Annotated in this window: 17 protein-coding genes and 1 pseudogene; 4 read left to right on the plus strand and 14 right to left on the minus strand. The window is 72.3% G+C overall.

Annotated features, from left to right (window positions below; genetic code table 11):
* Positions 1–78 precede the first annotated feature (78 nt).
* From ACWCP2_RS14505 to ACWCP2_RS14550, 10 genes and pseudogenes are all read right to left on the minus strand, one after another.
* A complete protein-coding gene (locus ACWCP2_RS14505; protein ID WP_450908910.1) occupies positions 79–471 on the minus strand; it encodes a cytidine deaminase in 393 nt (130 codons plus the stop codon).
* Positions 468–1733: an ABC transporter permease gene (locus ACWCP2_RS14510; RefSeq protein ID WP_450908911.1), complete on the minus strand. Its 1266-nt coding sequence runs from the start codon at positions 1731–1733 to the stop codon at positions 468–470. The genes ACWCP2_RS14505 and ACWCP2_RS14510 overlap by 4 nt, the downstream gene beginning before the upstream one ends.
* A complete protein-coding gene (locus ACWCP2_RS14515) occupies positions 1730–2845 on the minus strand; it encodes an ABC transporter permease (protein WP_450908912.1) in 1116 nt (371 codons plus the stop codon). Before ACWCP2_RS14515 ends, ACWCP2_RS14510 begins: the two co-directional genes overlap by 4 nt.
* Entirely contained in the window at positions 2842–4485 is a 1644-nt protein-coding gene (locus tag ACWCP2_RS14520; protein ID WP_450908960.1) for an ABC transporter ATP-binding protein, read from the minus strand. The genes ACWCP2_RS14515 and ACWCP2_RS14520 overlap by 4 nt, the downstream gene beginning before the upstream one ends.
* A 263-nt stretch (positions 4486–4748) precedes the next feature.
* Positions 4749–5807: a BMP family lipoprotein gene (locus ACWCP2_RS14525; RefSeq protein ID WP_450908913.1), complete on the minus strand. Its 1059-nt coding sequence runs from the start codon at positions 5805–5807 to the stop codon at positions 4749–4751.
* Between the two features lie 220 nt (positions 5808–6027).
* Positions 6028–7305, minus strand: a complete 1278-nt coding sequence (locus tag ACWCP2_RS14530; protein ID WP_450908961.1) for an amidohydrolase — start codon at positions 7303–7305, stop codon at positions 6028–6030.
* Positions 7306–7454: 149 nt separating this feature from the next.
* Positions 7455–8618: a hypothetical protein gene (locus ACWCP2_RS14535; RefSeq protein ID WP_450908962.1), complete on the minus strand. Its 1164-nt coding sequence runs from the start codon at positions 8616–8618 to the stop codon at positions 7455–7457.
* 148 nt (positions 8619–8766) lie between these two features.
* On the minus strand, positions 8767–9675 hold the full coding sequence (locus ACWCP2_RS14540) for an N-acetylneuraminate synthase family protein (RefSeq protein ID WP_450908963.1): 909 nt from the start codon (positions 9673–9675) through the stop codon (positions 8767–8769).
* A 450-nt stretch (positions 9676–10125) separates the two neighbouring features.
* Positions 10126–10695 (minus strand): annotated as a pseudogene (locus ACWCP2_RS14545) (acylneuraminate cytidylyltransferase family protein); the annotation flags it as partial.
* Positions 10692–12095: a DUF6716 putative glycosyltransferase gene (locus ACWCP2_RS14550; RefSeq protein ID WP_450908914.1), complete on the minus strand. Its 1404-nt coding sequence runs from the start codon at positions 12093–12095 to the stop codon at positions 10692–10694. The pseudogene ACWCP2_RS14545 and the gene ACWCP2_RS14550, both read right to left, overlap by 4 nt.
* 176 nt (positions 12096–12271) lie before the next feature.
* Between ACWCP2_RS14550 and ACWCP2_RS14555 the strand changes: the two genes are divergently transcribed.
* Both ACWCP2_RS14555 and ACWCP2_RS14560 read left to right on the plus strand, forming a co-directional pair.
* The gene (locus ACWCP2_RS14555; RefSeq protein ID WP_450908915.1) at positions 12272–13279 is read left to right on the plus strand and encodes a glycosyltransferase family 2 protein; all 1008 of its coding nucleotides are present in this window, start codon (positions 12272–12274) and stop codon (positions 13277–13279) included.
* Positions 13280–13296: 17 nt separating this feature from the next.
* Positions 13297–14622, plus strand: coding sequence for a polysialyltransferase family glycosyltransferase (locus tag ACWCP2_RS14560; protein WP_450908964.1), 1326 nt, complete (start codon positions 13297–13299; stop codon positions 14620–14622).
* Positions 14623–14640: 18 nt separating this feature from the next.
* Here the strand turns inward: ACWCP2_RS14560 and leuE are convergent, their stop codons facing one another.
* The gene (gene leuE / locus ACWCP2_RS14565; RefSeq protein ID WP_450908916.1) at positions 14641–15324 is read right to left on the minus strand and encodes a leucine efflux protein LeuE; all 684 of its coding nucleotides are present in this window, start codon (positions 15322–15324) and stop codon (positions 14641–14643) included.
* A gap of 79 nt (positions 15325–15403) precedes the next feature.
* Positions 15404–17005, minus strand: coding sequence for an acyl-CoA mutase large subunit family protein (locus ACWCP2_RS14570; protein WP_450908917.1), 1602 nt, complete (start codon positions 17003–17005; stop codon positions 15404–15406).
* A 179-nt stretch (positions 17006–17184) separates the two neighbouring features.
* Between ACWCP2_RS14570 and ACWCP2_RS14575 the strand changes: the two genes are divergently transcribed.
* Positions 17185–18075: a L,D-transpeptidase family protein gene (locus ACWCP2_RS14575; protein ID WP_450908918.1), complete on the plus strand. Its 891-nt coding sequence runs from the start codon at positions 17185–17187 to the stop codon at positions 18073–18075.
* Positions 18076–18349: 274 nt separating this feature from the next.
* On the opposite strand, the gene ACWCP2_RS14580 is transcribed toward ACWCP2_RS14575, so the two are convergent.
* Positions 18350–19444, minus strand: coding sequence for a hypothetical protein (locus tag ACWCP2_RS14580; RefSeq protein WP_450908919.1), 1095 nt, complete (start codon positions 19442–19444; stop codon positions 18350–18352).
* On the minus strand, positions 19444–20265 hold the full coding sequence (locus ACWCP2_RS14585) for an RNA polymerase sigma factor (RefSeq protein ID WP_450908965.1): 822 nt from the start codon (positions 20263–20265) through the stop codon (positions 19444–19446). The genes ACWCP2_RS14580 and ACWCP2_RS14585 overlap by 1 nt, the downstream gene beginning before the upstream one ends.
* A gap of 385 nt (positions 20266–20650) precedes the next feature.
* Between ACWCP2_RS14585 and ACWCP2_RS14590 the strand changes: the two genes are divergently transcribed.
* The gene (locus tag ACWCP2_RS14590; protein ID WP_450908920.1) at positions 20651–21304 is read left to right on the plus strand and encodes a 2-oxo-4-hydroxy-4-carboxy-5-ureidoimidazoline decarboxylase; all 654 of its coding nucleotides are present in this window, start codon (positions 20651–20653) and stop codon (positions 21302–21304) included.
* Positions 21305–21449 lie beyond the last annotated feature (145 nt).

Below are 21449 nucleotides of genomic sequence, written 5' to 3' on the forward strand. Positions count from 1 at the left end.
CGCATAGAGAGAGGAGAGGGAGATGAGGGGAAAGGACGGCGGCCCCCCGCCCGGCAGGGCGGAGGGCCGTCGCCGCGGCTATCTCAGGTGGTCCGGCCCGAAGGCCTGCGGCAGCATCGCGGAGAGCGGCAGCACGCCTTCCGGCGTCTCCACCAGGAGCTCGGCGCCGCCGAACTCGAAGAGGAGCTGGCGGCAGCGGCCGCAGGGGACGAGGATCTCGCCCTTGCCGTCCACGCACGTGAAGTGCGTGAGGCGGCCGCCGCCCGTGGCCTGGAGGGAGGAGACCAGCCCGCATTCGGCGCACAGGCCGAGCCCGTAGCTGGCGTTCTCCACGTTGCAGCCGACGACGGTGCGGCCGTCGTCGACCAGCGCCGCGACGCCGACCGGGAAGCCCGAGTACGGGGCGTACGCCCGGGACATCGCCTCCCGGGCGGCCTCGCGCAGGGCGTCCCAGTCGGGAGCGGCCGTCACTTGCCCTGGCCCTTGCGGTACGGCATGCCGTCCGCCTTCGGCATGCGCAGGCGCTGCGCGGACAGCGCGAGCACCAGCAGCGTGGTCAGGTACGGGGCGGCGTCCACGAACTGGCTGGGCACCTGGTCGGTCAGCGCGTACCAGAGGAAGAGCAGCACGGCGAAGACCGCCGAGACGCCCGCCGGGACGTAGCGCTTCTTGTACAGCTGCCAGGCCACGACCAGGACGAGCAGGATCGCGATGAGCAGCAGCATCGCGTGGACGTTCTCGGCGCCGCCGCGCAGCTTGAGGCTGTCGGTGAAGCCGAAGAGGCCGGCGCCCAGCGCCATGCCGCCGGGCATCCAGTTGCCGAAGATCATCGCGGCGAGGCCGATGTAGCCGCGGCCGCCGGTCTGGCCCTCCTGGTAGATCGGGCTGGCCACGATCGACAGGAACGCGCCGCCCAGGCCCGCGAGGGCGCCCGAGACGATCACGGCGATGTACTTGTACTTGTAGACGTTGACGCCGAGGGATTCGGCGGCGACGGGGTTCTCGCCGCAGGAGCGCAGCCGCAGGCCGAAGGTGGTGCGCCACAGCACCCACCAGGTGCCGGGGATCAGCAGCAGCGCCACGACGGTCAGCAGCGACAGGCCGGTGACCAGGCCGCCGACGAGGCCCGCGAGGTCGGAGACGAAGAACCAGTGCTTGCCCTGGAGGGTGGCCATCCAGTCCGAGAGCCCCGGCACGGTGATCTCGTAGATCGGCTCGACGCGCGGGGACTGCTTGGAGGAGCCGCCCGGCGCCTCGGCGAACGTGAAGTTCGACAGGTACTGGGTGAAGCCCAGCGCCAGGATGTTGATGGCCACACCGGAGACGATGTGGTTCACGTTGAAGGTGACCGTGATGATCGCGTGCAGCAGGCCGCCGATGGCGCCGCCGATCAGGCCGGCGATCACGCCGGTCCACGGGCCCCACTGGTAGCCGGCCCAGGCACCGAACCAGGTGCCGAGGATCATCATGCCCTCGAGGCCGATGTTGACGACGCCCGCGCGCTCGGCCCACAGGCCGCCGAGGCCGGCGAGGCCGATCGGGACGGCGAGGGAGAGCGCGCCGGAGACCTGGCCGATGGAGGTCAGGTCGTCCGCGCCGCTGATCACGCGGACCAGCGAGACGAGCGCGAGGCCGCCCGCGATGATCAGCATGATCCAGGGGAGGGTGAGCTTGGTGCGTCCGCCCTGCTTCTTGGGCGCGGCGCTGGTCGCGGAAACGGTGCTGGTGCTCACGCCGAGACCTCCTTCTCGGTCGTGATGGCGTGGCCCGCGGCCAGCTCCTCGCCGACCTTCTGCTGCTGGCGTCGGATCCCGTAACGGCGGACGAGCTCGTAGGAGACGACGACCGCGATCACGATCAGGCCCTTCATGATCGTGCCGATCTCCTTCGCGTACCCGGCCGTGTCGAGCGAGGCCGAGGCCTTGTCGATGAAGGCCATCAGGAACGCGGCGAAGAAGATGCCGACCGGGTGGTTGCGGCCGAGCAGCGCGATGGTGATGCCGGTGAAACCGACACCGACCGGGAAGGACAGGCTGTACGTGTGGCTCTCGCCCAGCAGCACCGGCATGCCGGCGAGGCCGGCGACGGCGCCGGAGATGAGCATCGAGGTGATGATCATCTTCTTGGCGTCCACACCGGAGGCCTGCGCGGCGGACTCGCTGGCGCCGGTGGCGCGCAGGTCGAAGCCGAAGCGGGTGCGGCCCAGGACGAACCAGTAGACGATGCCCAGCGCGAAGGCGATGAAGGTGAAGCCGTAGATCTCCAGGCCGTCGCCGAGGGAGATCGCCGGGAACCAGCCCGACTTCGCGATCTCGCCGGTGGTCAGGTCGTTGGAGCCCTGGGGCTGGACGCCGAGGTTCTTCGGCAGGATCAGCCAGGCGATCAGGCTGGTGGCGATGGCGTTCAGCATGATCGTGGAGACGACCTCGCTGACTCCGCGCTTGGCCTTCAGGATGCCCGCGATGCCGGCCCAGGAGGCACCGACCAGCATGGCGACGACCACGATCAGCAGGATGTGCAGCGGGCCGGGCAGCGAGACCGCCGCGCCGACGACCGCCGACAGCATCGCCGCGAGGCGGTACTGGCCGTCGACGCCGATGTTGAAGAGGTTCATCCGGAAGCCGACGGCCACGGCCAGGGCCGCCAGGTAGTACGTACCGGCCTGGTTGACGATGAGGACCTGGACGTCCTCGTAGCCCGCGTTCTCCACCATGATCCGCAGCGGTTCGATCGGGTCCACACCCGTCGCCGCCAGGACCACCATGGTCAGCAGGAAGGCGGTGACCAGCGCGAGCGCGGGCCCGGCGAAGCCGAGGAGCAGCCGGTCCTTGTCGAGTTTCTTCATCGGGCCTCGTCCTCCGGGGAGTCGGTACGGACATCCGTGCCGGCGGCGGAGTGGTTGTCGGTGGCGTCCGTGGCGTCGAGGTGTCCGGATGCGGCGCCCGTCATGGCGGTGCCGAGTTCCTCGGGGGTCACGGTCGCGGGGTCGGCGTCCGCGACCAGGCGGCCGCGGTAGATCACGCGCAGGGTGTCGGACAGGCCGATGAGCTCGTCCAGGTCGGCGGAGATCAGCAGGACCGCCAGGCCTTCGCGGCGGGCCTCGCGGATCGCGTCCCAGATCTGCGCCTGCGCACCGACGTCCACACCGCGGGTGGGGTGGGCGGCGATGAGGAACTTCGGGTTGTGGCTCATCTCGCGGCCGACGATCAGCTTCTGCTGGTTGCCGCCGGAGAGCGAGGCCGCGGTGACCTCGATGCCGGGCGTGCGGACGTCGTACTCGCGCACGATCCGCTCGGTGTCCTTGCGGGCGGCCTTCGGGTCGATGATGCCGCGCTTGGAGTTGGGGGCCTCGGTGACGTGGCCGAGGATGCGGTTCTCCCAGAGGGAGGACTCCAGCAGCAGACCGTGCCGGTGGCGGTCCTCGGGGATGTAGCCGATGCCGCCCTCGCGGCGCTTGCGCACCGGGGACTTGGTGATGTCCTTGCCGTCGAGGGTGATGACGCCCGCGTCGGGGCTCAGCATGCCCATGAGGGCCTCGATGAGCTCGGTCTGGCCGTTGCCCTCGACGCCCGCGATGCCGAGGATCTCGCCCTTGTGGATCGTGAAGCTGATCCCGTCGAGCAGCAGGCGGCCGGCGACCGGGGCCTCGCGCAGGTTGGCGTCCGGCAGGCCCGGGGTGCGGGCGGTGTCCTCGGTGACGACGGGCACGCCGCCCTCGGCGACGGTCAGCCGCTCGACCTGGAGCATCGGGACGGTGGTCACCGTGGACTCGCGGGTCTCCGGCGAGGGCAGCTCGGAGCCGACCATCAGCTCGGCGAGCTGCTTGGGCGTGGTGGTGCGCGGGTCGGCGGTGCCGACCGTGGTGCCGCGCCGGATGACCGTGATGTCGTCGGCGACCTTCAGGACCTCGCCCAGCTTGTGCGAGATGAAGATGACGGTCAGGCCCTCGGACTTGAGCTCGCGCAGGTTGTCGAAGAGCGCGTCGACCTCCTGCGGCACGAGCACCGCGGTCGGCTCGTCGAGGATGAGGATCTTCGCGCCGCGGTAGAGGACCTTGAGGATCTCCACGCGCTGGCGGTCGGCGACACCGAGGTCCTCGACGAGGGCGTCGGGGCGGACGCCCAGGCCGTACGCGTCGGAGATCTCCCTGATCTTCTTGCGGGCCTTCGCGCCGATGCCGTACAGCTTCTCGCCGCCCAGGACGACGTTCTCCAGGACGGTGAGGTTGTCGGCGAGCATGAAGTGCTGGTGCACCATGCCGATGCCGCGGGCGATGGCGTCGCCGGGGCTGCTGAAGGAGACCTGCTCCCCGTCGATCGCGATGGTGCCCTCGTCCGGCTTCTGCATGCCGTAGAGGATCTTCATCAGCGTCGACTTGCCGGCGCCGTTCTCGCCGACGAGGGCATGGACCGTGCCCTTGCGGACGGTGATCGCGATGTCCTTGTTGGCGACGACGCCGGGGAAGCGCTTGGTGATGCCGTGCAGTTCTACGGCGGGGGGCGGGCTGGACGCGTTGATGACGCACTCTCCTTGGCGCGGAAGGAGCTGAAGGCAGGGAGGGGACAGGGCGGGGGGAGAAAGTATCGCGTCCACGATGCTTCTACGCGCGTAGCACTGTCGGAAGTGAAAACTTGCGGCCACCCGGCCACAAGATCACATGAAACCACGTGACACGGGCCGGGGCCCGGGAGCGATGGAGACCGCTTCCCGGACCCCGGGTTCACGCGTGATGCGGGCCGGACGACGCCTTACGGCGTGGTCTTGACCGTGATCTTCTTGGCGATGATGTCGGCCTTGGCCTTGTCGACCGCGGCGACGAGGTCGGTCATCTCCTTGTACTTCGGGTTGGAGTCGGCCAGGCCGACGCCGTCCTTGTCCAGGCCGTAGCGGACCTCGCCGGACTCGGGCTTGCCGTCCTTGACCGACTTGATCAGGTCGTACACCGAGTCGGAGACGTCCTTGGTGACCGAGGTCAGGATGAAGTCCTTGTACTTGGCCAGACCGGCCTGGTTGTACTGGTCCGAGTCGACGCCGATGGACCACTTGCCCTTGCCGGAGGCGGCCTCGATGGCACCCGAGCCGGCCAGACCGGCGGCCGAGTAGATCACGTCGGCGCCCTTGTCGAGCTGGCCCTCGGCCGCGGCCTTGCCCAGGTCGGGCTTGGCGAAGCCGTCGAAGTTCGGCGGCTGGGTCAGGTACTGGGTGAGCACCTTGGCGTTCGGGTTGGTGTCCTTGACGCCCTGGGTGAAGCCCGCCTCGAACTTCTTGATCAGCGGAACCTCGACACCGCCGATGAAGCCGACCGTGCCGGTCTTGGACGCCTTGGCGGCGGCGACGCCGGCCAGGTAGGAGCCCTGCTCCTCGTTGAAGACGAGGTTGGCGATGTTCTTCGCCTGCACCGAGGTGTCGTCGATGATGCCGAACGTGGTGTTCGGGAACTTCTCGGCGACCTTCTTGATGGCCGGGGCGTAGGCGAAGCCGACGCCGATGACCGGGTTGTTGCCCTTGCGGGCCAGCTCGGTGAGGCGCTGGACCTTGTCGGCCTCGCCCTCGCCGTCGGTGGGCTCCGCCTGGGCGCCCTTGATCTTCAGGTCCGTCTCGGCCTTGTGCAGGCCTTCGTAGGCGGCATCGTTGAACGACTGGTCGCCGCGGCCACCGATGTCGTACGCGATGGCGGCGGAACCCTCCGAAGAGGAGGAGGCGGACGAGGACGAGTCCGAGGACTTCTTACCGCCACAGGCGGTGGCCGAGAGGGCCAGCGCCGCGGACGCGATGCCCACGGTGGCGATCCTGGTGATCCGGCGCAAGGGGAGGCTCCTTCAAAACCTGACCGAAGCGCCACGACCGGCGCTGGTTTCGCCGCGATCGTAACGCGCGTAGATGTCAGTTAAAGGCCCGTTCATGAGTCGTTATCGGATCGTCGTGAATCAGACAGTGACCGATCCGTGACTGCCGACGCGTCCGCCCCATGTGTACCAAGGGCCGGACGCGTCCGCCGGATCGATCGCCGATTGTGTAAAGAACTCCCTACCCCGCGGAGCCCGCGAGCCGGGCGCGCCGCCCTTCGCGCTGGTCGGCGGGGCGCCCGTCGAGCAGGGCCGCGGCCGTGAAGAACTCCACGCCGACCCCGATCGCGGTCTCGTCCACGTCGAAGTCGCCCCGGTGCAGATCCCGCTTCGCGGTGTCCCCGGGCGTACGGACGCCCAGGCGCGCCATGGCTCCGGGGACGTGCTCCAGGTACCAGGAGAAGTCCTCGCCGCCCAGGCTCTGCTCGGTGTCCTCGACCGAGTCCGCCCCGCGGCGGGCGCCCATGGCCTCGCGCAGCAGCTCGGTGACCACCGGATCGTTGACGACCGGGGGGACTCCGCGCACGTAGGTGATCTCCGACTTGGCGCGGTGCATCGAGGCGATCTCGTCGATGATCGCGTGGATCTGGTCCGGGGCCTCGTGCCAGGAGTTCAGATCGAGGCACCGAACGGTTCCGGACAGCTCCGCGTGCATCGGGATGACGTTGCAGGCGTGCCCCGCCTCGATCCGGCCCCAGGTCACCGACATGCCCGAGCGGGCGTCCATCCGCTTGGTCAGCAGGGCCGGCAGGTCGAGGGCGAGCCGGGCGGCCGCCGTCACCAGGTCGGTGGTCAGGTGCGGACGGGCGGTGTGCCCGCCGGGGCCTTCGAGGGCGACCTCCAGCCGGTCGCAGGCCGAGGTGATGGCCCCGGTGCGCAGGCCGATCCGGCCGGCGTCGACCCGGGGGTCGCAGTGCAGGGCGATGATCTTGCCGACGCCGTCCAGCACCCCGGAGTCGATGGCCTCGGTGGCGCCGCCCGGCAGCACCTCCTCGGCGGGCTGGAAGAGCAGCCGCACCGGCCGGGGCAGCTCGCCCTTGCGGTCGAGCTCGGCGAGGACGAGGCCGGCGCCGAGCACCACGGCGGTGTGCACGTCGTGGCCGCAGGCGTGGGCGCGGTCCGGGACGGTCGAGCGGTACGGGACGTGCGTCTTGGCGTCCGGGATGGGCAGGGCGTCGATGTCCGCGCGCAGGGCCAGCATGGGACGTACGCCGTCCCAGGTGCCGACGTCACAGATGAGCCCGGTGCCCGACTTCAGCACCCTCGGGCGCAGGCCGGCCTTCTCCAGCCGGGCCTTGATCGCCGCCGTGGTGCGGAACTCCTGGTGTCCTAGCTCGGGATGCATGTGCAAGTCCCGGCGGAAGGCGATCAGTTCGGCGCGCAGGTGGTCCGGAAGCTTGCCGGGCAGCTCGGGCCGGTCGGGCGCGGCGGGCTGGGCGGTCTGGGACTCGCGGGACATCAACTGGTTCACCCGTTCAAGGGTAGGCGCACCCATGGGTCAACTGGCTGGAGATCACCAAAAGTTCATGCCGTTAGGGGAAAGAAACCCGGCCTCTGGACGCATGACCGGATGGAGGCGCGGGTAAACTCGCGCGCTCATTCATGCACTCATCCGGCCGCCGAAGCCGTCTGAGCAGGAAGTCTGTGCACATCACGGGCGGTGTCGGTGACTCCGGCGAGGAAACCGCGGGCCCGCTCCGAGGCCGACGGGGTCAGCCAGCTCGGATCGACATCGCATACGGCCACGGTCACTCCGGTGCCGATCAGCGCGTAGGGCAGGGTGTGGACGACCGTGGAGGGGAAGCTGACGATCGTCCGGCCGACCGGACCGCGCCGGGCGATCAGCTCCAGCGGCAGGTCCGGACGTACGATCTCCAGCCCGGTCGCCTCGCTCAGCAGGCGCAGCTTCTCCGGGGACTCCCGGCGGTGGGCGAAGTAGCGGGTGGCCCCGTGTTCCAGGGTCAGGGCGCGCACCGCCTCCAGGTAGCGGTCCGGGTCGACCACGCCGGTCTCCACCAGCGAGGTCCCGACCAGGTCGGTGCCCTTGGTCAGCAGGGGCGGGCCGAACCGGGCCCGGGTCCAGGCGAAGTCGTTGAGCCGTACGGTCATCCCGCCGTGCGCGGTGACCGGCATCGAGCTGAACACCTCGACGCGCCGGCCCCCGGGGCCCGGGGTGAAGCGGCGCCGGGCCGTCGCGGAGACCGGCGCGTACGCCAGCTCGCGCAGCCGGCCCGGAAGGCCTCCGCCGCCGACCCGGTGCCAGCGCACGAGGCGCTCGCCGCGGGCCGTCTGGGCGACGAACTCCATGGTCGCGGTGCCGTCGTCGACCACGACGAGCTCCTCGGCCCGGACGAGCGTGAGCAGGAGCTGTACGTAGCGGGAGAACGGATCCCCTATCACCACCCGCTCGGCCGCCCGCACCTCGCGCCCGAGCGCGGCCAGCGCCTTGAGCGGCGCGAACCGGCCGCCGCGGGCCTCCTGCCACCGCACCTCGTGCCCCTCGTCGCGGGCCAGCCCCGCCATCCGGCGCAGCTGCCCCCGGGACATGGGGTCGGTGGGCGGGAGCACCACGATCCGCAGGCCCGCCGCGGCCCCCGCCCCGGCGGCCCCCGCCGGCCCGGGCGCCTTGCCGCCGCCGCGGGCCGGCTGGGGCGGAACGACTCCGAGGAGCCGGCCGGCGCCCTGGGCGTGCGCCCACTCCAGGACGTTGAGGAGCTGGACCGGGCTTTCGACGAAGGCCAGGGTCGGTGCGGGGGCTGAGCGGGTCACCAGGTACTCCTCGTCGGAGGGTGGAGGGGAACGGTGCGGCCACGGCAGGCGTACCGCCGGACGGAGTCCGGCGCGGCGCCCCGAAGCCCGTGGGGCCCGCCGGGGCCGAGCGGCGCGAGGGGCGCGAGGGGCGCGAGGGGCGCGGGAAGGATCAGACCGAGGCGAGCTCGCCCTGGACGCGGCGGAGCTTCTTCATCGGGCCGAGCTCGGAGTCGTAGACCCGCTTGATGCCGTCGCCGAGCGCGGTCTCGATGGTGCGGATGTCGCGGACCAGGCGGGTCAGGCCGCCCGGCTCGACGGAGGCGGCCTGGTCGGAGCCCCACATCGCGCGGTCGAGGGTGATGTGGCGCTCGACGAAGGTGGCGCCCAGGGCGACGGCGGCCAGGGTGGTCTGCAGGCCCGTCTCGTGGCCGGAGTAGCCGATCGGGACGTTCGGGTACTCCTCCTGGAGGGTGTTGATCACCCGCAGGTTGAGCTCCTCGGCCTTGGCCGGGTACGTGGACGTGGCGTGGCAGAGCAGGATGTTGTCGCTGCCGAGCACCTCCACCGCGTGCCGGATCTGCTTCGGGGTGGACATGCCGGTGGACAGGACGACGGTGCGGCCGGTGGCGCGCAGGGCGCGCAGCAGTTCGTCGTCGGTCAGCGAGGCGGAGGCGACCTTGTGGGCGGGGACGTCGAACTTCTCCAGGAAGGCGACGGCCTCGGTGTCCCACGGGGAGGCGAACCAGTCGATGCCGCGCTTGGCGCAGTGCTCGTCGATGGCGCGGTACTCCTCCTCGCCGAACTCCACGCGGTGGCGGTAGTCGATGTAGGTCATCCGGCCCCAGGGGGTGTCGCGCTCGATGTCCCACTGGTCGCGGGGGGTGCAGATCTCGGGGGTGCGCTTCTGGAACTTCACGGCGTCGCAGCCGGCTTCGGCGGCGGCGTCGATGAGGGCGAGGGCGTTGCCGAGCTCGCCGTTGTGGTTGATGCCGATCTCGCCGACGACGTAGACGGGGTGGCCGGGGCCGGCGGGACGGGAGCCGAAGGTCCGGAGGCGGGGGGTGGGGGGGAGCGTCATGGCAGGGCTGTCCTTCGGAGCGTGGGGTGTACGAGTACGGGCGGGTGCGGGCAGGGGTGCCGGCACCGGGGTGTGGACCGGGGTGTGGACCGGGGTGTGGACCGAGGTGAGGAGGGGCGGGGCGGCCGGGGTGGCCGCGGGGGCGAGTACGGGGACCAGGGCGCGGGCCCGGGCCAGGTCGTGGGGGTCGTCGATCTCCAGCACCCGTGCCGGATCGGTGGCGACCGGGACGGTCCGCCCGAAGAAGCGGTGGCGGGCGGTCCGGAATCCGGCGGCGTCCATGGCGTAGGCGGCGCCGGTCTCCAGGAGGTCCTGGGGGCGGTCCTGGCGGCGGGGGCGGTACGCGATGTCGTGGTTGACCCCGCTCCCGGACCCGTCGGGGGCCGCCCGCCAGAGGAAGCCGTGGAAGGGGGCCGCGGTGAGCGCGGAGTCGGCGGCGCCCGACGCGACGGCGGCGGCGACGGACTCCACGTCGGAGGCGGTGACGAAGGGGCTGGTGCACTGGACGAGGAGGACCACGTCGACGGTGACGGAGTGCAGTTCCTCGAAGGAGTCGAGGGCGTGCAGCACGGCGGCCTCGCTGGTGGCGGTGTCCCCGGAGATCCCGGCGGGCCGCCGCAGCACCACGGCCCCGGCCTCTCGGGCGGCCTCCCCGATGGCGGCGGAGTCGGTGGACACCAGCACATCGGTGACGGTCGCGGCGCCCAGGCAGGCGCGGACGGCACGGACCACGAGCGGCATCCCGCCGACGTCGGCCAGGTTCTTCCCGGGCACGCCCTTGGACCCCCCGCGTGCCGGGATCACGGCGAGCACCCTGGGCACGGCGCGGGCCTCGCGGAGGGACCCCGCGGTGGCCGGGGCGGGGACGGCGGCGGTGACTGCGGCGGTGACGGCGGCCGTGGCCTCGGGAACGGCGGGGGCAGCGGCACGCGTGGCGGCGGCGCGGGTGGCCGCCGCGCGCGTGGCGGCGGCGCGCGCCACGGCGGCGCGGGTGACGGCTCCGGCCGGGCGGGGGCTCACAGCTCCCCCAGGCGGCGGATCACCGGCGCGACGCGCTGGACGCCGTGGCGGTAGGCGCCCCGGGCAGCTTCGCGCAGGTGGGCGCGGAGCCGGCGGCGCAGCCGGGACTCCCCGGCCGCGGGCCGGGGCGCACCGGGCAGCGGGTGCCCGTCGGGGCCGAGATGGTGCCGGGCCAGGATCCCCGGCAGGTAGCCCGGCGCGGTGTCCTGCGTGTAGTGGGGCGCCACGGCCGGGAGCGGCCGCCCGGCCAGCAGCTGCGTGAGCCGTGCCCGTGCGGCGGTGTGGGGGTCGTGGGCGCCGGAGGCTTCGGCCGGGCCGGCCTGCGGGGTGCCCACGCCCTGGGCCGCCAGCCAGTGCGGGTCGGCCTTGGGGAGCAGGCCCGCGTCGAGCTGGGTCCAGGAGGCCATGCAGCCGGAGCCCAGGAAGTGGTGGTTGCCGAGGATCTCGCGGACGCCGAGGTCGGTCAGCACGGCCGTCGGGATGCCCCGGTGGAGGGATTCCAGTGCCGCCGTGGAGGAGACGGTGACCAGCAGGTCCGTGGTGTCCAGGACCTCGCCCATGTTCCCGTACACCAGACGGCAGTTGGAGGGCAGGCCGCCGGGGAGCTGCTGGGCGAGGCGCTGGTACGGGAGCTCCTCCAGGTGCGTGGTGTGCTCCCCCGGCCGGCTGCGCAGTTTGATCAGCACCTCGCGCCCGGGGTGCAGCCGGGCGTGCTCCGCGGCGCGGCGCAGCAGGTACGTGCGGTCCGCGCGGTTGTCCGGGACGGAGGGCTGGACGGCGAAGACCACGCGGTGGGCCTCGCTCGACACGGGCTCGTACGTGTGGGCGTCGGCCGGTGCGAGGAAGGGCAGGGCGGTTTCCACGACGGCTCCGGCGTCGGCGCCGACCCCCTCGTACACGGCGCGGAACCGCTCGGCGTCGTGGCGGGAGTTGGCGAGGACGAGGTCGGCCCCGTGGCGCAGCAGCAGGCCGTCGGCGAGCTTCTCGTAGACGACTCCGACGTACCCCGTGACGAACACCGGCCGCGCGGCCGGCTCGGGCCACAGGGCCCGGGCTCCGTGCAGGACGGCCTGGACGGCGCCGCCGACCAGGGCGAGCACGACCACGTCGTACGCGGGGTCTCCGGTGGCGCCGGACTCGCCCCGCGGCGCGGAGAGTTCGGCGAGGAACTGCGCGCAGGTGACCTCGGTGAGCCGGTCCGCCCGGACCCCGACCTCGCCGAGCTGGCGCGCGGTGGGGGTGGCCCGGCCGCGCAGCAGGTATCCGGTCAGGTGGACGGCGTCCGGTTCCGCGGAAAGGCGGCGCGCGGTGAGCGCTCCCCATTTCCAGCGGGTGTCGGAATCGGCGAGTACGGCCACACGGAGGGCGGGCGGAGGAGCCTCGCGGTTGCTTGCTGGCACCCGGCAGAAGTTATTCCGGCTTTTCGGTGATCGGCCCAACGAACGCACAACAGCGGGTTAACAACCCGCCGACTCCGTGCGAAAGCGCCCGGGTTAACTTCCCCGCCGTGCGTCGTTCACGTGGAATCCGCGTGCGGGCCACGGTGAATGACGAGCGGCGCCCTAATGTCTCGAACGTGCTCAAGCTCTCTGTTGTCGTGCCGTTCTTCAACGTGCAGACGTATGCGCCGGATGCCCTGAAAAGCCTCGAACTCAATGCCCGGGAAGATTTCGAGTTCCTGCTCGTCGACGACCGTTCGACGGACGGGACCCCGGCGCTCCTGGAGCGGGCGGCCCGCGAGCTGCCCGGGGCCGTGCACCTCAGACACGAGCACAACGGCGGTCTGGCCACGGCCCGGAACACCGGTCTGGACGCGGCCCGCGGGGAGTACATCGCCTTCATGGACGGGGACGACTGGCTGGCGCCGGGCCACCTGGCCCGGACCCTGGCCGCCATCGAGGCCCTGGGCTGCGACTTCGTCCGCACCGATCACGTGCAGTGCACGGACAGGACCCGCGTGGTCCAGCGCGTCCCCTACGGGCCGGAGGCGGTGGTGGCCGATCCGCGCAGCGGGATCCTGCCCGTCTCCCGCGCGACCTCGGTGGACTATCCGTACGCCTGGGCGGGGATGTACCACCGGCGGCTGCTGGACCGCGGCCTACTGCACTTCACGGACGGCCTGCGGACCGCGGAGGACCGGCCGTGGATCTGGCGGCTGCACCGGGAGGCGGAGTCCTTCGCCCCGGTGGGCCTGCCCGGAATCTTCTACCGCCGCGGGGTTTCCACCTCGCTGACACAAATCGGCGACGAGCGTCAGCTCGATTTCATTCGGGCATTCGATCAGGTGCTGACGGAAACGGCCGCCGACCGGGATTCCGATCTTCTCCTCCCGAAGGCCGTCCGAACATACTGCGCAATTATCGCGCACCATGTCGGGTCCATCGAAAGGTTCGAACCAGCCGTGGCCAGAAAACTCCGCTCGATGAGCACGGCCGCACTCGGCAGAATGCCCCGGCAGGTCCTGGACCAGACCCTGGACTCGATGGACCCCGACCGGGCGGCCCTGCTGCGCCGGCTCCGCAAGCGCTCCACGGCCGGATCCGCTCCCGCCGCGCCCGCCGCGCCCGCCGGGGTGACGGCGTGAACGTCACCCAGATCTTCATGGCCTCCACCCTCTACGGAACGGCCACCCTCGCCGCCGCCCTCGACGCGGACCTCTTCCCGCCCGCCGGCCGCCGGATCCTGCTGACCAGCAACCACTCCGTCACCGCCGAGATCAGCCCCGCCCTGGCCGCCGCGCCCGGCTTCGCCACGCTGAGCACCCGCTTCGACGAGGTCCTCGACTGGAACGCCGTCATCGCCCCGCTGCACCCCAGCACCTGGAGCCCGCGCCCCGAGGACGTCCCGCTGTGGGAGCGCCAGTTGCGCTCCTCCTGGGGTCTGGGCACCGACCGCGTCGAGCTGATCGTGGAATCGCTCCAGGTCCCGCCGGCCCAGAGCCTGTGCCGGCTCTTCCCCGGGGCCGCCATGGAGGTCTACGCCGACGGGCTGATGAGCTACGGTCCCACCCGTCACCGCCTCGACCCCGGGCTCGGGATGCGCGTACGGCGGGTGCTGCACCTGGACCTCGTACCGGGTCTGGAGCCGCTGCTGCTGACCGAGTTCGGCGTACGCGCCGAGGCGATCCCGGCCGCCGCCTTCCTCAAGGTCATCGGCGAGCTCGAAGGAGCGGTGGAGGCGCCGGCGCAGAGCGCCGGAGCGGGTTCCGAAGCCCCCGCGCTGCTGCTGGGCCAGTACCTCTCCGCCCTCGACCTGGTGCCGGCCGCCGAGGAGGAGGAGCTGCACGCGGAGATGGTCCGGGGCGCGCACGCGCTGGGCCACCGCGAGCTGGTCTTCAAACCGCACCCCAGCGCCCCCGCCGCCTACGCGCGCCGGGCGCAGGAGGAGGCCGGGCGGCTCGGCGTCCGGCTCACCGTGCTGGACACCCCGGTGCTCGCCGAGACCCTCTACGAGCGGCTGCGCCCGGCGCTGGTCGTCGGCTGCTTCTCCACGGGACTGCTGACCGCCGCCACCCTGTACGGGCTCCCGGTGGCCCGGACCGGCACGGGGGCCGTCCTCGCGCGGCTGTCCCCGTACCCGAACAGCAACCGGATCCCGCTCGTGCTGGCCGACGCCCTGCTGCCCGACCTCGCGGATCCCGCGGCCGTACGCTCCTGGACCCCGCCGGGGCCCGAACGGGCGGCCGGGCTGGCCGGTCTGATCACGGCGGTGGGCTTCACCATGCAGCCCAAGATCCTCGCGGAGCGCCGTGCGGAGGCCGAGAGCTGGCTGGCCGCGCACCTGACCCCGGACACCTGGCGCTACGTCACCCGCCGCCGGCTGACCACCCTGGGCCTGCCGGGCGGCATCCCGGCGCAGCTGTCCTTCCTGCCCCGCAGCCGCGCCGCGCGCCGGGTCGCCCGGTTGCTGCGCAGGGCGGTCCGCTGACCGGCCGGGTCCGCCGGGTCAGCTGACGGCGAGCTTGGCGGCGAAGCCGAGGAACAGCACGCCCGCCGCCGAGCTGGCCCCGGCGGCGAGCCGCTTGCGGCGCCGGAAGGCGGCCGCCAGGCGGTTGCCGCCGAAGATCAGCGTGGTCAGGTAGAGGAAGCTGCCGATCTGCATCAGGGTGCCCAGCAGCAGGAACGACAGCGCCGGGTAGGCGTAGGACGAGTCCACGAACTGCACGAAGAAGGACATCAGGAAGAGGATGGCCTTCGGGTTGAACACGCTGATCAGCAGCGCCCGCCGGTAGGGCCGCTCCGTCTCGCCGGCCTTCACCCCGGCGGCCGCGGCGGCAGCCTCGGGGGCGCTCTCGCCGGCCGCGTCCGCTCCGGCGCGCTCGCGGCGGGTGCGCCACATGGTCCACGCGCCGCGCAGCATGCCGACGGCGAGCCAGGTCAGGTATCCGGCGCCGAGCAGTTTGACGACGCCGAACACGATGGGGCTGGTCTGCAGCAGCGCTCCGGCGCCGACCGCGGCCAGGGTCATGAGCAGGGCGTCCCCGGTGAACACGCCGGCGGCGGCCCGGTATCCCTGGCGGACGTCGCCGCGCGCGGCGACGGAGAGCACGTAGAGCGAGTTCGGCCCCGGCAGCAGAATGATCAGCACCAGGCCGGCGACGTAGGTCGGAAGATCTGTGACACCCAGCATGTGCAGGAGTGTCCCATGGGGACACACCTGTCGCGCCACCGCATTTCACGGATCGGGACCAAACCGGAATCAGCCACGCTCACCAGCCGGAATCAGCCGGCACATGGGTCCCCCACACCTCCCTGAGCGCCCCGCACACCTCCCCCACCGTGGCCCGGGCCCGCAGCGCCTCCCGCATCGGGTAGAGCACGTTCTCCGTGCCCGCCGCCGCCTCCCGCAGCGCCGCGAGCGCCTCGTCCACGGCCGCCCCGTCGCGGGTCGCCCGCAGCGCGGCCAGGGAGGCCCGCTGCCGGTCCTCGATCGCCGGATCCACCCGCAGCGGCTCGTACGGCTCCTCCTCGTCCAGCGCGAAGCGGTTGACCCCGACCACCACGCGCTCGCCGCTCTCGGTCTCCCGGGCGATCCGGTACGCGTTCCGCTCGATCTCCTCCTTCTGGAAGCCCGCCTCGATCGCGGCCACCGCCCCGCCCATCGCCTCGACCCGCGCCATCAGGTCCAGCGCCGCCGCCTCCACCTCGTCCGTCATCCGCTCCACCGCGTAGGACCCCGCGAAGGGGTCGACGGTGTGCGGCACGTCCGTCTCGTACGCCAGCACCTGCTGGGTCCGCAGCGCGAGGCGGGCCGACTTCTCGGTGGGCAGCGCGATCGCCTCGTCGAAGGAGTTGGTGTGCAGCGACTGGGTGCCGCCCAGCACGGCGGCCAGGCCCTGCACGGCGACCCGTACGAGATTGAGCTCGGGCTGCTGCGCCGTCAGCTGCACCCCGGCGGTCTGGGTGTGGAAGCGCAGCATCAGGGACTTGGGGTCCCGGGCCCCGAACTCCTCGCGCATGACGCGGGCCCAGATCCGCCGGGCCGCGCGGAACTTCGCGACCTCCTCCAGCAGCGTGGTGCGGGCCACGAAGAAGAAGGACAGCCGGGGCGCGAACGCGTCGACCTCCATCCCGGCGGCCAGCGCGGTCCGTACGTAGGCGATCGCGTCGGCCAGCGTGAAGGCGATCTCCTGCGCGGGCGAGGCCCCGGCCTCGGCCATGTGGTAGCCGGAGACGGAGATGGTGTTCCACTTCGGGAGCTCGTCCCGGCAGTAGCGGAACACGTCGGCCGTCAACCTCAGGGAGGGGCCGGGCGGGAAGATGTAGGTCCCCCGTGCGACGTACTCCTTCAGCACGTCGTTCTGGACCGTTCCGGTCAGCAGGCCGGGCTCGATCCCCTGCTCCTCGGCGACCAGTTGGTAGAGCAGGAGCAGCGGCGCGGCCGGTGCGTTGATCGTCATCGAGGTGGAGACCCGGTCGAGCGGGATCCCGTCGAACAGCACCCGCATGTCCTCGACCGAATCGATCGCGACCCCCACCTTCCCGACCTCGCCGTGCGCGAGCGGGGCATCGGAGTCGTGACCCATCTGAGTGGGCAGGTCGAAGGCCACGGACAGCCCGGCGGCGCCGCCCGCGATGAGCTGCCGGTAGCGGGCGTTGGACTCGGCGGCGGTCCCGAAACCGGCGTACTGGCGCATGGTCCAGGGCCGCCCCGTGTACATGGTCGGGTGGACGCCCCGGGTGTACGGGTACTCCCCCGGCTCCCCCAGCTCGGTCCCGGGATCCCAGCCGGCGAGGTCGCCCGGGCGGTAGACGGGCGCGATCGGGATCCCGCTCTCGGTGTGCCGCTCGTGCCGCTCGTGCCGCTCCATGCGCTGCGCTCCTTGCGTGGATCCGAGGGGCCCGGGGCTGATAAAACGTCCCCGCGGCCACCGCTCTGCGACCGTTCCGCGACCGCTGGTCACAATGGCGCAACATCACGGCCGTCCCTGCAACTGACCACGCCCACGTCGCATCACCTAGATACACACGTAGAAATCGGGGGACTGCAATGCACCGCCAGAAGGTAATAATCCGAGCACTCGGCCTGGCCACCGCCGTCGCACTTGCCGCGACCGCCTGCGGACCGCAGAAGACGGATGCCACGGGCTCCGGCTCTTCCGCTCCCGCATCGCCCACGGCGGTCGCCTCTCCCGACACCTCGCCGTCGACGGACGGAAAGCCGGGCGACGCCTCGCCGTCGGCGTCCGCCTCCCCGTCCTCGTCGCCGTCCTCGTCGCCCTCGCCCTCCGCCTCGCCCACGCCGACCGTGAAGCAGATCATGGCGAACGGCGACGACAGCGAGCTGGTCCGCGAACTGCAGGCCCGGCTGCGCCAGCTCAAGCTGATGTCGGTCGCCCCGACCGGCTTCTACGGTTCGAAGACCACCGCCGCCGTCAAGTCCTTCCAGTCGAGGAACGGCCTCACCGCCACCGGCGGCGTGGACGAGGCCACCTGGAAGAAGATCCAGAGCGCCACCAGGAAGCCGACCGAGGCCGAGCTGCGCCCGCCGACCGTCAACGAGCCCGACGCGCCCGACCCGCGCTGCATGACGGGCCGGGTGATGTGCATCAGCAAGGAGAGCCGCACCCTCGCCTGGATGATCGACGGGAAGATCGTCACCACGCTGGACGTGCGCTTCGGCTCGGAGAACACCCCGACCCGCGAGGGCGAGTTCAAGGTGGAGTGGAAGGCCAAGGACTGGGTTTCGACGCTCTACCACACGCCCATGCCGTACGCGATGTTCTTCAGCCGGGGCCAGGCCGTGCACTATTCGGCGGACTTCGCGGCCCGCGGTTACGCCGGCGCCTCGCACGGCTGCGTGAACGTCCGGGACAAGGCCAAGCTGGCGACGCTGTTCGACGCGGTGAAGGTCGGCGACAAGGTCGTCGTCTACTGGTGACCCGCGGGCGGCCGGCGGGGCGGCGTGCGATCCGGGCGGCATGCGATCCGGCCGGTGTCCGGTCCGGGCTTCGCCGGTCGGAAGTTGAGGGCGCGGGCGGGATCGGGGGAACGAATCCCGCCCGCGCCGGTTGCGCAGAGCCCAGGGGTACGGGGGGAACCCCGGCTCATGCGCGGCCGATGACCAGTCGGCTCGTTATGTACTGCGTCGCCGGTTCGAAAAGTGTTACAGGCGGGACGAGAACCGTTTCCGGCCAGTGTCCGATACCCGGTCCTCAGCGGCGCGGACCCGCGTCCGAGCGCCCCGGCGGAGCCGTCCCGGCCGGGACCAGACCCAGCGAGCGCGACGGGGAGTCCGGGTCCGAGTCGGATCCCCGGCCGGGCCCGGAGCCCGGCGCGGATCCCGGAGGCGAACCCGGTGTGGCCGCGCCCGATGTCCCGCCGGTGGTCAGGCCGAGCACGGCCTGGCAGTAGCGCGGGACCCGCAACAGCCCCTTGGCCAGGCGCACGAGCTTCTCGCGGCGGGCGTCGTCGAGCCGCCCCGCCCGAAAGTCCCGGCAGAGCTCCACCGCTCCGGTGCGGCCCTCCCGGTCCCGGCCCGAACCGCCCCCGGAGCCGCTCGACGCCTCGTCGGCGCCCTGGCGGGACCGGTCCCCCCGGCCGCCCTTGTCCCCGGCCGAGCCGTCCGGGGGCGGCTGCGTGCCGGTGTCGCCGTTCACTCCGGCGTCGCCGCCGGGTTCCGTCGTCGTACGCCCGTCCCCGTCCGGGGTGGTGCCCGGGCTCGGGATGCCGCCGCGGGGTTCGCCGCGCGGCGCGGTGGTGCGGGAGGGCGCGAGGGGTGTCGCGTAGCGGCCGTCCGACAGGGCCGCCGGGGAGGATCCGGCCGTCACGGAGACGGCGGGCAGCCCGCCGGCCGCGTGCCGGGCCGGCCGGTCCAGCAGTCCGGTGCCCGCGGCGGCGGCGAGGCCGCCCACGGCGACGCTCGCCACGGCGGCGGCCAGCGCGAAGCGGACCGGACGGCCTCGCCGGGAAACCCGTGCGTCCGGACCGGCGGGCGCGCCGAGCTCGACGACCGTGTCGGCGGAGCCGAACAGCGCGGTACCGGGATCCTGTGCCTGCTCCTGTGCCTGGAGTACCGAGCCGCGCGCACGGAAGGCGGCCACCGCGGCGGCCTCTCCGCGCAGTTCCCCCGGGAGCCCGCCCGGGGCCGCCGGGGGCGGATCGGCGAGTGCGCCGAGGTCGTCGAGGGCGGCGCGCAGCCGCTCGGCCCGGACCCGGGCGTGGTGCTCGGCGCCAGGTGCGGCCGGTTCTCCGCGCAGCAGCCCGTCCGCCGCGGCTCTGTCCAGCCACCTGTCGCGCTCGTCGGCCATCACATGTCCTTCTGCGTCCGCCAACGTGAATCCGTCACACCGGTTTGTTCTACGAGACCCGCGGCGCGGGCCCGCTGCGCCGGTACGGCGTCGAGGTCCCGTCCGCCCCCTGCGCCCCGTGCGCGACTCCCGTCATTATCGCCGAGGCCGCGCACCCGTCCGGAGCCGACGGCGAGCCCGCTTCCGGCGGCGGAGCCGCTCCCGGGGCCCCTCCCGGATCCGGTGCCGGAGCCGATGCCTGAATCGGGGTCGGAACCTGGGTCGAAGTCCTCGTCGGCGCCGAGCAGCTCGGCGAGTTTCTTCAGGCCCCGGTGCGCGGCGGTGCGCACCGCGCCGGGGCGCTTGCCCAGGGTCTCGGCCGCGCTCTTGGCGTCGAGGCCGACGACCACCCGCAGGACGACGGCCTCGGCCTGGTCCTGCGGGAGCTGGGCTATGAGTTCCATCGTGCGGCAGGTGGAAAGGGACTCCATGGCCTCGCCGGCGGTGTCGGACTCCGCGGCGTGGCCCGTCAGCTCGGTCTCGTCGCCGCCGACCGCGGGCCGGCGTCCGCGCATGCGGATGTGGTCGAGGGCGCGGTTGCGGGCGATCCGGGCGGCCCAGCCGCGGAAGCGGTCGGCGTCGCCGGTGAAGGAATCGAGGTCGCGGGCGATCTGCAGCCAGGCTTCGGAGGTGACGTCCTCGGCGTCGCCGTCCCCGACGAGCGTGCGGACGTATCCGAGCAGGCGCGGGTGCACGGCGCGGTACACAGAACGGAACGCGAGCTCGTCGCCGTCTTGTGCCGCGAGCACCGCGGTGGTCAGCTCCGCGTCGTCCCCCAGCAAAATCCCCAACCCGTTCACAGTCCCGTATGTGTGGCGCAAATCAGCACGTTACGGCTTTCCCGCACCTTCGTCCACGAGTTGTACAACGCGCAACCATCCCTGCGCGGAGCGAGGTGTGACACAAAACGCACCGAAGACGCTGAGAGGGGTGCGGGCTTGTCGCACGAGTCCGCGACGGATGGCGGCCGGGGCCTCTCCTGTGGGGGGTGGCGGCCTCGGTCGCCCTCCCCTTCCCGGCCTTCCTCACGGCCATCATGCCCCGGCCCTCCGCAGGGGCCCCGAGCGGCCCCGCACCTGGCCCGACACGCGATCCCGTCATCCTTTCGGCTCACTTCCGGGTGAAATCCCGGAATGGGTACGACACACCCGGGTCCGCGTCGATAGCGTGGCGGGACACCCGCGCCACGCCACGAGGAGCCCCCCGCTGTCCAGCCACCTTCCGGCACAGGCCCGCGGAGGCTCCGACCCTTCCCACGGCTCCCTTCCCCTCCGTGACGACCTGCGCGACGCCGCTCCCTTCGGCGACACCGGTCTCGCACGGTTCAACGCGCTGTCCCCCGAGGCCGCCCATTCCGCCCTGCTGCAGTGCTGCGGCAGCGGGCGCTGGGCCCACCGGGTGGCCGCCCACCGCCCGTACCCGGACGTCGGCGCGCTACTCGCCGCCGCGGACGAAGCCTCGTACGACCTCTCTCAAACCGACCTCTCCGAGGCGCTGGCCTGCGAGTTCCCGCCGGAACTGGAGCACGGGGCCGCGTACGCCGCCTTCCTCGCGCTCGACGCGGCGCACGGGGAGTACGAGCGGACCTTCGGCCACGCCTTCGTGATCTGCCTCGACGGGACCACCCCGGAGGAGCAGGCGGACCAGCTGCTGGCCGCGATCCGCCGGCGGATGGAGCTGGACGTGGACGAGGAGCGCGCGATCTCCGCGGACGAGCTCCGTCGCGTCGCGCAGGTCCGGCTCGCCGACCTGACACACTGGCTGACCTCGGCGGATGGGGTATCTGCTGCCGAATTCGGGCTATTCGCCCCTGTGGGATAGTCCGTCCGTGCCTGTTTGATCACACCGATGGCCCCCGCGCGAGGGAACCGACAAAGCGTCGCTACGATGTCCGGGGCCGGAGGACCGTACCCGGCCGGGCCCGACCGACAAAGAAGCCGGCTGGCCCCCGCCCCGCTTCCGGAGG

The sequence above is a fragment of the Streptomyces sp. NPDC002104 genome, from assembly GCF_053593795.1.